Below are 13,275 nucleotides of genomic sequence, written 5' to 3'. Positions count from 1 at the left end.
GTACTGCAACTAGTCTTACTAAGATGCTGTGCAACCCGTTTGACCAACCTCCTTTTTATTCCATATTTATAAATGTAAGCGGAAACAATAAAATCTAACATTGTCCCAATTTTTTCATATGCATAAACTAAAGCTTATATCGTGAAAAGTTTAGATCTTTTGTAGTTGGAAATACACGAAATTAAATAAGCTGCTTCCGGTTGAGTACCGGAAACAGCTTATTGGTAAGAACATTTTAATCACTGTCATGGAGTCCAAACTTAAAAGAAAATAACCTTCCCGCCGTTTACTCACCACGACTCACACGAAAACCTTGATCAGGTCCCATGCCATTTGCCTCAAACTTGCCCTGAAAAGATATCTCGTTGTTTGTGATGTTGCCGATCCAACCACCACCCTTTACAACCCGGAAAGAACCGATATCACTTCCCATGTCCCCGTACCAGTTCCAACACCATTCCCTGACATTTCCAGACATATCATAAAGTCCTAACTCATTGGGCTTTTTGACACCGACGGATTTTGTTTTATTATTGTTGTTTTCAATGATAGGCCAGTTCCATTCACCCGTTAAGTATTTATCTCCAGCATTTTTCCAATACCAAGCTACCTCATCTGCATTATTGCTTCCACTGTATGTGTAACTCTTGCTTAATTGACCTCCACCTGCAGCATACTCCCACTCTGCTTCTGTCGGTAAGCGATAACCATTAGCTCCCACATTGATCGTTACGGTCCATTTTATAATATCATTATCGCTCTTATTATTTGTGTCTTTCTTATTCTTATCTATATTGTAATAGGGTTTTAAAGCCTCTTTTATACTCCGCTTATTACAGTACTCAACAACGTCATACCAGCTAACCATTTCAACCGGCAAATTGTCGCCCTTGAATTCTGAAGGATTGCTTCCCATTACCTCGATCCATTCTTTTTGAGTTACCTCATATTTACCAATATAAAAGTTGGATAAGGTTTCACCTCCCTCTACAAATACATTGTCATTACTCGTTTCAGGCTTTTCTTGTGAGCAAGCGCTGATAACAACTACTGTTGCTATGAATAGGAAGCTCAATAGTTTTCTCATTGATTTATCTCCTTTGAACGGATAGGAAAATAATAAGTCGTGACGATGATCTTAGTAGTATGTAAGTAATCTTTTGGAATAAATAAGGCCGCCGGTTGTGAGACCGGCAGTCCTTATTACTTTCATCGATTAAGAGCCTGCTGTTTATTGGTTACCACACGGTTACGTTAGAGCTCCCACTACTTTGATATCCCTCAGTAGCTAACACTTGGTAAGCCCAACTACTACCCAAATTCATTCCATAATTCTTCCATGCATTAACGTGGTTGCTAAAAGTGATAGCGGCATTGCTTCCAGTTGCTCTCTTCGACTGTCTTACACTCCAGAACTGGGTGAATGTAGCAGTGCCGTCAATGGAAGGTGCGTTGGTTCGCGTAGTGGTATAAATATCATAGGTGCCTCCATCACTGGTCACGGTGCCTTTAAATGTTCCAGTTGGTCTATAAGTGCCCCAGCTATCAACAACGTAATACTCTATGAGTGAGTTTCTCGTCCATCCATAGAGTGTCAAATATCCATTACCGGACGGAGCCCAGACGCCGGCATTGTAGTTTATTGTTCTTGTAGGTGATCCGGTATTCCAGCCTTTACCAACAACAAAATTCCCGGTATTTGACCATGTAACACTGTAATTACCACCTGATCCATTGGTAGCATTTACTGTTCCACCACCATCGGTCCAATTTTGCCAATAATCTGTCGCTGCATTTGTGGTTGCTGCGAACAGGCTAAAGCTCATAGTTGCTGCGAAGAATACAGTCAAGATTTTCTTATTCATCTTAAACATAATCTACCTCCTAAGATTTTTTTGACTACATACTACTTGACTGACCTCTAATATTACAAGCAATCGTCTGAGGTTTACTTTGTTGTTTGGTGAAAATCTTGGTATCCCACATCCTTCCATTTATATAATTGTAAGCGATTTCAATTAGAAGTTTATCATAGCTTACTTACATTTTATCTGTTCAAATTAAAGGTTTTACCCCAAAAAGTATTGTTCTTTTGTATTTGTAAATGGGGATATAAAGCAGTTGCTTACAAAAAGGGAGGACAGAGCCCCCCATTTCAAAACTCCATAATAGAAGACAATAAATCCCTAAATGATCACATATAATGGAAGTTCGTTTAACGATATACTTTTATGTAAGCGTTAACATTCTGTTGCTGGAGGTGGCTCTTATTCGTGTATGCTCGTATCATCACCCTAGTGAATAATCTTAAACTCAGAACGAAGTTATTTCTGTCATTTGGCTGTGTTGTGCTTATTCCGGTCTTAATTGTAGGACTGTTCCTCACTATTGAACTACGGAATATGGCAATGGCTAATGCGCTGGAACAGATTACCGCTAACGTGGATCGGGTGAAGAAACGGACAGGCGAAATGCTTAACGTTCCGATCGACATCGCTTACCGTCTATCAAATGACAGCCGACTTGAAGAGGTAGCTAATCATCATTATGAATCTGTCTATGATGTCGTGGAAGCTTACTGGAATTATCCTGATTTCCGTGATTTTGTCCGACTGTACAACGAAGTTTCCAGCATCCGCTTGTATATTGATAATCCAACGATTCTAGACAACTGGGAGTTTCTACAGACGAGCGAGAATGTTACACAAGAGCAATGGTACCAAACTGCGCTCAATCAAAGGGGACTGGTGTGCTGGAATTATATACGGGATAACCGTAATGGACGTTATTATCTAAGTTTAATCCGAAAGGTCAATTTTTTTAAGGAGAGAACCACTGGGGTTCTAGTTGTGAATGTAAATACGAATAAGCTCAATGCTATCCTTAATCAGGAATCCTTTGAAACACTTATTATGGATGAGAACGACAATATTGTCGCCTCCAATCGGGTAGATACACAAGATAAATCACTGACGAACATTGACCTTATAACCTTATCTGCTACAGGTCAAGGTCCCCACAATGTAACCATTGACGGTAAACCATTCAAAATGGTAATCGATCACTGGCAGCCAGGCGGAAGCTCGAACAGCCTGCGTATCATCTCTATTTTTTCTGTTGCAAGCATTGTCGATGAGCCCAACCAAATTATTTTCCTTGCTTCAATTGTAGTTCTTTCGGCATTGTTTATGGCTATTCTCTTAATTTATTATGTCTCCCGACTACTCACTGGAAGGATACTGCATCTTAGCAAGCATATTTCGAAGGTCGCTTCGGGTAATTTAGAAGCCACGCTTGTTATTGACGGCAAGGATGAAATTGGTCAGCTCGCCAGACAATTTAATCATATGGTAAGGAACATTAAAGAACTAATGAGTGAGGTTCAAGAATCCAACCGTCAGAAAAATGCGATCCAGCTTAAGCAAAATGAGATTAAATTCAAGATGATGGCCAGCCAGATCAACCCCCACTTTCTCTTCAATGCCCTTGAATCAATCCGAATGAAAACCCTTGTCAGGGGACAAGCGGATATTTCTCAAGTCGTTCGACTGCTTGGGAAAATGATGCGTAAAAACCTTGAGGTTGGCAATGGGATGATCAGTCTGCAAAGTGAGCTTGAAACCGTAAGCTGTTATCTAGTCATCCAAAAATTCCGTTATGATGACAGACTCACGTATGAGCTTCATGTGGACCCAAGGGCGAACCCTTTACAAATCCCTCCTTTGATTATTCAACCTCTGGTAGAGAATTGTGTCATCCACGGACTTGAGAATCGAATAGATGGCGGCATGATCCGTGTAGAAATCCGCTTAGAAGACCATTATTTAAAGGTTCAGGTATCTGACAATGGAGCCGGTATCTCAAAAGCGCGAATACAAGAAATTATCAAAATGCTAGATCATAATGATGACTATGAAACTAATAGTATTGGGATTCGCAATATTCATTTACGGCTCCAGCTGACCTACGGCCCGCAATTTGGGCTAACTTTAACAAGTCAAATCGGATTTGGAACGCAAATCAGCTTTGCAATCCCATTAAGGAGTGATTCATATGTATAGCGTGTTGATTGTCGATGATGAGCAGGCGATTCGTGAAGGACTTGTTGCTTTGCTAGACTGGGAGAGTCTTGGATATCAGGTCGTTGATTCCGCAGCGAACGCCTTAGAGGCAAAGCATAAATATGACCTTTACTCCCCTGATTTAATGATCGTAGATATCCGTATGCCCGGTAGAGATGGTCTAGAGCTTGTTGAAGAGCTGAGAGCTCTCGATCCTGAAATGCATATCATTATCCTCAGTGGCTATGCTGATTTCAGCTATGCCAAGCGTGCGATGTTTTTTGGAATTGATAACTATTTGCTCAAGCCGGTGGATGAAGCTGAATTGCAGTCATACTTAGAAAATCTGTCCATTGAGCTGCATGCACGTATAACCCATCATAAGAAACAGGCTGCAGTTAAGGAATGGAGCCGGGAAATGCTGGTTCAATCCTTGCTATTGGATCGAAGCATGCAGACTTTACCCATATTGGAGGCAACCGTACGCGAAGCAGGACTCCTTTGGGATTCCTATCAGGTGGTCCTAATTCGGCTGCTACTTCAGGACAATTCAGACCACGGACCTTCAACGGTCATAAAGACAAGACTTACAAATAGTTTTGAAGAACATGACTGGGGCATAGTATTGTTGCTAGATTCTTATTTGGGAGTTTTGCTGCAGCCCTCATTTCAGAAAGAGCTTGTACGTAAATTAATGGTTCAAAATATACAGGAAGTAGTATTTGAACATGGACTTGAATGTATCATCGCTGCAGGTGATATGGTGAACAACTTAGAGGATATCTCGGTCTCCCACCAATCTGCTCTTACAAGGATGAAGGAGCATTTTTTCTACGATGAACCGGAGATGATTGGACCGGATTCCATAAAAATAAAGAAAGAGCTGATAGTTAGTCCAGAGGAAATAGAGAACAGGCTGGAGTCCGTTGTGGAACGAATATTTTTTTGTATGGATACTGGCAGCAGTGCGTTACTCTTTACCCTGATTCAAGAAGCTGGAGAGCTTATGATTACCGCCGATTATTCCGAGATGAGCGTGAAATCGCGTTATGTGCGTATTGTCTCTCATCTACTAAATAAACTCTCTCTTCAATATAAGGAGCAGAGTCCTCTCCACAACGACATGGATGAGCAAATTGAACAAATATATAAACATACCTCTCTGCCTCAATTGCAACGGTATACCACCACTCTTCTGGAGCATTATGCAAAAGATATTGCCCGTGACGATATGGAGGTCTTCCTAAAGCGAATGCTGGACCTCATCCATCGGCATTATAATGAGAATCTTAAGCTTGATACGCTTGCGGATGTATTCAGTTACAGTAGCGCTTATTTGGGGAAGCTTTTTAAGAACAGCACGGGGTATTCCTTTAACAGTTATCTGGATAAAGTCCGCATGGAAAAGGCCAAGGAGCTATTAATTCAAGGCTACAAAATCCATCAGGCCGCAAACGAAGTTGGCTTCAGCGATGTGGATTATTTCCGTGAAAAATTTAAAAAGCTTGAAGGTATCTCTCCCTCAGACTACCGCAGAAAGAACTTGATTTAATTTTACTTTTTCAGAAAACGCTTACGAAAATGACGGATTCCCCCCTGTTTTTTATATGAAATATTCGGGTGTTTCCTACACTTTCTATAGATTATGATTATGGCATATCGAAGGAGGGACACAAATGAAAGCGATTACCTCAAAAGCTCAATCTGAGCCGAAGAAGTCAACCTCACGCTTTTGGCCAACTTTTTTACAGCAAAAATACCTCTATATGATGGCCTTTCCATTTGTACTCTGGGCATTTGTATTCAATTATTTGCCTTTATGGGGATGGACAATGGCTTTTCAGAAATACAAGCCCGGGAAATCCTTTTTCGAGCAAAAATGGGTCGGCTTACAGTACTTCAGAGAGCTTATTCAGGATGATCAATTCTTCAATGCACTTCGCAATACGCTCGCAATGAGCATCATGGGCCTATTGGCCGGATTCATCATTCCCATCCTCTTTGCCATCCTTCTGAACGAGTTGCGACTACAGTTTCTAAAACGGTTTGTGCAGACGGTCTCGTATCTCCCCCACTTCGTATCATGGGTGGTGGCTGCCGGGATTATTACCAAAATGCTCTCTACCGATAACGGTGCGGTAAACGACCTACTGCTGGGTCTTCATCTAATCAGTGAGCCTATTCAATTTATGGCTAAAGGTCATTTATTCTGGGGAATCGTCACGGCTTCGGACGTTTGGAAGGAAACCGGATGGAACACCATCATTTATCTTGCAGCCATCTCAGGCATTGGTCCAGAGCTTTATGAAGCAGCGCGGGTAGATGGTGCAAGTCGCTTGCAGCAAGTGCGAAACATTACACTTCCAGGTATCCAGACAACGATCATTATTTTGCTCATCATTTCCATCGGGCATTTAATTAGTATTGGGTTCGAGAAGCAGTTCCTGCTCGGTAACAACCTGGTGCGCGATTATTCTCAGACACTGGATTTGTACGCGCTGAACTATGGTCTGGGCATGGGTCGATTCTCCTTCGGTACGGCCATTAATATCTTTAATTCTGTAGTGAGCGTGATTCTGCTGTTTGTCGCCAACGGGATATTCAAAAAAATAACAAAGGAAAGCATCATATAGGAGGCCCTTATGCTAAGTAAAAAACTGGCCACCGTATCATGGTCGGACCGTATCTTCGATCTGGTAGTCTATATAGCGATCACTGTAGTGACCATAGTTACGCTATATCCTTTTCTGAATGTGTTGGCCATTTCCTTTAATGACTCCACAGATAGCATTAAGGGTGGAATCACGATCTATCCTCGCGTCTTCACTTTTAAGAACTATGAGACGATCTTTGCGTATTCTGGTCTGATGACCGGACTCAAAATCTCGATTTTGCGTACGGTGATTGGCACGATTCTTGGGTTGGTCAGTGCATCCATGTTAGCTTTCACTCTGAGTCGGGTAGACTTTCAAGCCCGAAAGTTCGTCTCTACATTTCTCGCGCTTACAATGTATGTCTCTGGGGGTCTCATCCCTGGTTACATCTTAATCAAGGATCTTCATATGATAGGAACCTTTAGTGTGTATGTCCTCCCCGGTCTTGTCAGTGCATTTAATGTATTTGTTATCCGTTCCTTTATCGATGGCTTGCCCTATGCGTTGCAGGAATCCGCTAAGCTGGATGGGGCTAATGACTTCACAATTTATTGGCGGGTTATTCTTCCGTTGACCAAACCTGCGCTAGCAACCATCGCTCTCTTTTTAGCCGTTGGCCAATGGAATTCATGGCTGGATACTTATCTCTACAATGGTTCCAAGGATGCGTTGACTACCCTGCAATTCGAGCTTATGAAGGTCATACAGAGTACGACAACTAATGCGGACAATTTCCGAGGTCGCAATATGACGGAGGTTATGGCACAAATTTCTCCGGAGTCCGTCAAAATGGCAATCACGATCGTAGTCACAGTGCCTATTCTAATCGTCTATCCGTTTTTGCAGCGCTACTTTGTTAAAGGAATGACTTTGGGTTCAGTAAAGAGCTAATACGCTTATGGTATCAGCAGGCTCAGCCTGTATACACAATAATTTTTTGACCAGAAAAAAGGAGGGTTTCTATTCATGACAAGAAAGACAGTAAAATCGCATGTGATATGGATGGTCATGACTTTACTGATCAGTGTACTGGCAGGTTGTAGCGGATCAAGTAACAAAACAGCAGATAACAACGCAGAAAATAAATCTAAAAATGAAGTCAGTGCCACTGCAGAAGCTACCGCGGAAGCAACTGCACAAGCCGAAGATTTAAGCCCGCTGACACTCTCCTTCTTCGCAGAAGATCCAAATCCGAACTGGAACAATATGAAAGACGACATCAGTAAAGTGATTACAGAGAAAACAGGCGTCACACTCGATGCTGAATTTGCGGTAGGTGATCCACAACAAAAAATCGCATTGATCGCTGCTGGTGGTGATTATCCGGATATTATCTCCGCCAAAGCGGATATCGGTAAACTTGTAGACGCTGGAGCAGTCATCGATCTAACCGAATTCATCGACAAGTATGCACCTAATATTAAACGTGTACTCGGCGACAACCTTGCTCGGGCAAAATATACGAATGAAGACCAATCCATTTATGCCATTCCGACCTGGGCGGCAGTTGATGAGAAGAAATTTGTGGCTGGCGGCGGTTTTGAGCTTCAACATCGTGTCTTGAAGGAAGCCGGATACCCTGAAATCAGAACAGTCACCGATTATGAGAATGTAATTAAAGCCTATCTGGAGAAGCATCCAACTGATGAAAACGGCAATAAGAACATTGGAGTCTCCCTGAACGCAGATGATTGGCATATGTATATTTCTGTCACTAACCCTGCTGTTGCTACATCAGGTGGTTCTGATGACGGAGAATATTATGTTGATCAAGAAACCCATGAGGCGATTTACCACTTCCGTCGTCCGGAGGAGAAAGAGTACTTCCGCTGGCTGAATCATATGAATGACATCGGATTGCTCGATAAAGAGAGCTTTGTGCAAAAGTATGACCAATACAAAGCTAAAGTAGCCACTGGACGGGTTCTAGGTTTGATTGACCAGGATTGGGACTATAATGATGCTCAGCAGGCGTTGAAGACGGCAGGCAAGTTCGAACAAACTTACGGTCATTATCCGGTAACTTTAACGAAAGAATACAAGGAAACTAGCTTCTGGCCTACCGGCTTCATGGGTGGCTATGGCATCTCGATCTCCAGCACAAACCCAGACCCGATTCGTACAATTAAGTTCCTTGATTTCCTCGCTTCTGACGAAGGACAAATCTTGAACAATTGGGGAATTGAAGGTAAGCATTATGTGGTGGAGAACGGCAAACGGGTCGTTCCAGCAGATGTACAAGAACGTATCAACAATGACAATACAGCCTTCACTAAGGAAACCGGAATCGGCTTCTACTGGAATATGATGGTTCATTACGGAGACGGCGCTAAGGATGCAAGTGGCAATTATTACACTAAAAACTTCCCCGAACAACTTGTACTTGGGTATAGCGATATCGAGAAAGAAACTTTAGCCGCCTACAAGGCAACAACTTGGAAGGATCTATTTCCGAAAGAAGAAGAATTCATTGAAAAAGCCTATGGTGCAGCATGGAATATCGCGATTCCAGGTGAAGATGAGGTCACCATTCTAGGCAACAAAATGAGAGATATTACATGGAAACGTATTCCGGAAGCCATTCTTGCCAAACCAGCAGATTTCGATAAAATCTGGGATGACTACATGGCAGCTTTGGAGAAAGCCGGCGTAGAAAAAATGGAGAAAGGTTACACCAAATACGTGCAGGATCGTGTTGCCTTATGGAGTAATAAATAAAAATACTCTGAGTCGTGCGGATGTCCGCACGGCTCTTTACGTTTCCCCCTACTCAACTTCCCAGAATAAATCACCTCCAAGAATGGCATTATAAGGTAGACGGTTCCGGTTTATTTAGGAGGATGAGGAAAATCAAAACAAATATTACGTTTATTCAAGCCATTATGATTATTATGCTGAGCACAGGCCTTCTAAATCATGTCATTATCATCCCCATCCTATTGGACGCGGCAAAACGTGACGCATGGATCTCAGTGCTGCTTGCTGGGGCATGTGCGCTAGTTTGGATCTTTATCCTGCACATTAGTACTACCAAAATCAAAAAGCAACATCTTTTCGCTTGGCTGGCAAAAGCTTACCCTCCTATCGTGAGCCATATTCTTTCGGTATTCGCTTGTGTATATTTGTTTCTCTTATGCATGCTTACAACTAGGGACACTGTCTACTGGGTGCATTTAACCTTCTCTCCAGAGACACCTATACTGGTCCTTACTTTCATATTGCTTTTAATTTCCGTAATAAATGCATATTTAGGTATTCACTCTCTCGCTAACACCGCTGGTATTTTGTTGCCTTTTGTTGTGATATTAGGTTTTTTTATAATGATCTCTAACACAACGCATAAAGATTATTCCTTGTTAAGGCCGATGCTTGAGCACGGTATGCAGCCCGTTTGGAATGGGACAGTGTACGTAGGCGCAGGTTTTGTTGAGGTCATCATGCTTTTCTTTATGCAACACCACATCAAATCACGATTGTCATATCTATCGTTTATGATCATGATCCTGCTTATCTTAGGCCTAACGATGGGACCGATTATTGGTGCAATTGTTGAATTCGGTCCGGATGAGGCTGATAAACTCAGATTTCCCGCGTATGAAGAATGGAGATTACTGACGATTGGACGATATATTGAGCATCTGGACTTTTTTAGCGTTTATCAATGGTTCAGTGGTGCTTTTCTGAGAATTTCCTTAACCATGTTCCTTATTCTCGATATACTCCAAATTCAAAGTAAAAAAGTGAAAATGTTGGTTCTTGGGAGCATTTCTTTAGCTATTGTAGTGTTCACAGCCATACCTTTTAGTGATCAATTTTTTCTGAGCATGTTAGCTCATTATGTACTTCCCTTTTCTTTATGGGGCGTACTCGCTTTTTCTGTAATTATTGCAGGGCTGATTAGCTTGGCTCAACGAAAGGGGAAAATAACATCATGAAAGAGCCTGAGCAAAAGGAGTTAAATACGTTCGAGAATATGTTCTCACGAATATTTGGTTCAAGCTCAGACATTAAGAGACTGACTCTCTCTTTGTCTGACTCTGACAATGCCGTTCAACTGGTTTATTGCCAGGGGTTGTGCGACGAAATCAAAGTAGAAGAATACATCATACCCGAATTAAAAAAGATTCCGGAATCTATCCTCACATCCCATGAACTCGATCTCATGCAAAAGGTTCCGTTTCACATGACCACCCTTCCATCAAGTGAAATTGAAATTGAAAATTCAATGATTGACACTGTGCTGAGTGGTGATCTTTTCCTTCTATTTACGCCATCAAATCAAAGTTATCTCGTGAAATTAGCTGATCCTCCTAAACGACAACCTGAGGAACCAAATACGGAAGTGTCCACACGGGGGCCTAAGGATGGCTTTACGGAAGAATCATTTACCAATATTGCCCTTATTCGAAAAAGGCTCAAGACCGAATTATTAGCGGTTGAAGAATTCACGATTGGAACCCAAACCTCGACTGAAGTTCATCTTTTATATCTCAAGGAAACGATTAAGCCTCATGTACTTAATGAAATCAAGTCAAAACTAAACAGCATTCAAATCCAAGGATTGGTGAGTAGTACCCAGCTTGAAGAAAGTTTGACTAGATTTTCATTCTTTCCATTATTCTCATATACGGGCAGACCTGACTATGCAGCGAATTCAATTCTTCATGGAAAATTCGTGCTGTTAACGAATGGTTCACCTACTGTAATTATTGCGCCAGTGAGCTTTAGCTTCTTATTGAATACTTCGGAAGATGCACATATGGTAAATATCTTTGTTGCTTTTACTAGGTTATTAAGAGTCCTAGGTGTGATGCTTTCCCTGTTTTTACCGGGCTTTTGGATTGCGCTTACTACGTTTCACCAAGATCAAATTCCCTTTACACTGCTAGCAACATTAGTGAATTCGAGACAAGGCGTACCTCTTCCGGCTCCTCTGGAAGCAATTGTGATGCTCATTTTATTTGAGATTTTTCGAGAAGCCGGGATGAGATTACCTACCGCTTATGGCCAGACCTTATCGGTAGTTGGAGGTTTAATTATCGGTCAGGCAGCCATTAGTGCCGGCATTGCAGGCCCAGGTACAATTGTGGTTATAGCCATTTCAGTATTAGCTACCTTTACATTGGTGAACCAGTCATTAGTTAGCGTCGTTAGCTTGCTTCGAATTATTGTACTCTTTATCAGTGGGTTTCTAGGATTGTTTGGTACAATGACATGTCTGCTTGCGCTGGTGCTCTTTATGGTCAATTTACGTTCTTTCGGCACCTACTATCTATCCCCTTTATCCCCGCCTCACTTGAAGGATTTTTATAAAGTTATTTTCAGAATGCCGTGGGGAAAAGGGAAATTTACAGACAATACGGGAACTAAAGGACGAGATCGATCATGAAATTGATCCGATGCATACTTATTACCGCTCTGCTCTCCACGCTGCTTACAGGTTGTTGGGGATCAAAAGAAATTGAGCATATGATCTATGTGAATACATTAGGAGTCGATTATGTAGATAACAAAGTCGTTGTTTATATTCAAATGGTTAACTTTAGTGGTATTGCGAAGAAAGAGGCGGGTCAGAGCCAGGAACAAAAAACTTTCATTGGAAAAGCCGATGGTGATTCGTTTGATAATGCGATATTCAATTTATATGCTACTAGTCCACAAAGAATTGTCTGGAGCAATGTGAAAACGATCGTATTTAGTGAAGCAGCGCTAAAGAAGGGCAATGTTGTTAATCAAGTCTTGGATGTTTGGGATCGATATTATGAATTTCGTTACACCGTTTGGACTATGGCGACCAGCGAACCCATGGAAGATGTGCTGAATACCCCTTCGATCGCTGATCTATCGGTGATTTACTCACAACTTAACAGTCCCATGCGAACCTATGAACAGAACTCGATTATCGCTCCGCTATATCTGTACAAATTTATATGGAAATGGAGAGAGAACGCCGAAACGGTACTATTGCCTTATCTTAAAATTGCGCCAGACTGGACCAATAACAAAGTGCCTTCTCCCAATATTAGCATGTCAGGAATCTGTTTTCTGCAAAATGAGCAATTCCGTGGATGCTTGAAGTCTAAAGATATTTTAGGGGTTCGATGGCTGGAAAAAAAGACACAAAGAACGCCAGTGATAATCAAAGATGACAAAAAAGTACTAGCTGTGATCGTCATGAATAAAGTTAAATTCTCTATTCGTCCAAAGATGAAGCATGGCAAACCTGTCTTCGTTATTAAAGTGTCTATGCAGGGCACACTTCCGGAGTTGAGCGCAAACCTTAATCGAAATGATCTTGAACTGAAAGCCATAAAAGTAATTGATGATCAGATTAGGGAAACTTACTTGAAAGGTTTAGAAATAAATGCCGATGTATATGGACTCTCAGGCATATTCTATCGTAACCTTCCAGTGGAATGGAACAAACTGAATGTTAAGGGAATCTTACCGCTCGATTCAAGCAGCATCGAAAAGATTGATATCAGAGTGAATCTGACCAGTGGTGGGATATCTAAGATTGAAAATCAATAAGACATAATTTCATTGCGAACTGCGTGCGG

At 41.7% G+C, this 13,275-nt stretch carries 10 protein-coding genes; 8 read left to right on the top strand and 2 right to left on the bottom strand.

Translation table 11 applies throughout. The features are described from left to right. Positions 1-286 precede the first annotated feature (286 nt). On the bottom strand, positions 287-1,087 hold the full coding sequence (locus tag M2444_RS02650) for a formylglycine-generating enzyme family protein (protein ID WP_094874950.1): 801 nt from the start codon (positions 1,085-1,087) through the stop codon (positions 287-289). A 151-nt stretch (positions 1,088-1,238) separates the two neighbouring features. Next, entirely contained in the window at positions 1,239-1,874 is a 636-nt protein-coding gene (locus M2444_RS02645; protein ID WP_094868771.1) for a glycoside hydrolase family 11 protein, read from the bottom strand. Between the two features lie 399 nt (positions 1,875-2,273). Between M2444_RS02645 and M2444_RS02640 the strand changes: the two genes are divergently transcribed. The 8 genes from M2444_RS02640 (at position 2,274) to M2444_RS02605 (ending at position 13,246) form a co-directional block, all read left to right on the top strand. Further along, the gene (locus tag M2444_RS02640) at positions 2,274-4,061 is read left to right on the top strand and encodes a cache domain-containing sensor histidine kinase (RefSeq protein WP_094874949.1); all 1,788 of its coding nucleotides are present in this window, start codon (positions 2,274-2,276) and stop codon (positions 4,059-4,061) included. Then, the gene (locus M2444_RS02635) at positions 4,054-5,613 is read left to right on the top strand and encodes a response regulator transcription factor (RefSeq protein ID WP_280786184.1); all 1,560 of its coding nucleotides are present in this window, start codon (positions 4,054-4,056) and stop codon (positions 5,611-5,613) included. Before M2444_RS02640 ends, M2444_RS02635 begins: the two co-directional genes overlap by 8 nt. Before the next feature lie 124 nt (positions 5,614-5,737). Next, positions 5,738-6,694: an ABC transporter permease gene (locus tag M2444_RS02630; RefSeq protein ID WP_094868768.1), complete on the top strand. Its 957-nt coding sequence runs from the start codon at positions 5,738-5,740 to the stop codon at positions 6,692-6,694. A gap of 9 nt (positions 6,695-6,703) precedes the next feature. Continuing rightward, a complete protein-coding gene (locus M2444_RS02625; RefSeq protein WP_094868767.1) occupies positions 6,704-7,606 on the top strand; it encodes a carbohydrate ABC transporter permease in 903 nt (300 codons plus the stop codon). Between the two features lie 75 nt (positions 7,607-7,681). Next, positions 7,682-9,433 carry an ABC transporter substrate-binding protein gene (locus M2444_RS02620; RefSeq protein WP_280786183.1) on the top strand — a complete coding sequence of 584 codons (1,752 nt, stop codon included), beginning with the start codon at positions 7,682-7,684 and terminating at the stop codon, positions 9,431-9,433. Between the two features lie 122 nt (positions 9,434-9,555). Then, a complete protein-coding gene (locus tag M2444_RS02615) occupies positions 9,556-10,650 on the top strand; it encodes a GerAB/ArcD/ProY family transporter (protein ID WP_280786182.1) in 1,095 nt (364 codons plus the stop codon). After that, positions 10,647-12,104, top strand: a complete 1,458-nt coding sequence (locus M2444_RS02610; RefSeq protein WP_280786181.1) for a spore germination protein — start codon at positions 10,647-10,649, stop codon at positions 12,102-12,104. Before M2444_RS02615 ends, M2444_RS02610 begins: the two co-directional genes overlap by 4 nt. After that, complete coding sequence (locus M2444_RS02605) at positions 12,101-13,246, top strand: Ger(x)C family spore germination protein (RefSeq protein WP_280786180.1); 1,146 nt, start codon at positions 12,101-12,103, stop codon at positions 13,244-13,246. The genes M2444_RS02610 and M2444_RS02605 overlap by 4 nt, the downstream gene beginning before the upstream one ends. Positions 13,247-13,275: the final 29 nt, after the last annotated feature.

The sequence above is a fragment of the Paenibacillus sp. PastF-3 genome, from assembly GCF_029893135.1.
GTDB classification, from domain to species: Bacteria; Bacillota; Bacilli; order Paenibacillales; family Paenibacillaceae; genus Paenibacillus_AQ; species Paenibacillus_AQ nitricinens.
This window is presented reverse-complemented; position numbering and strand designations above follow the sequence as displayed.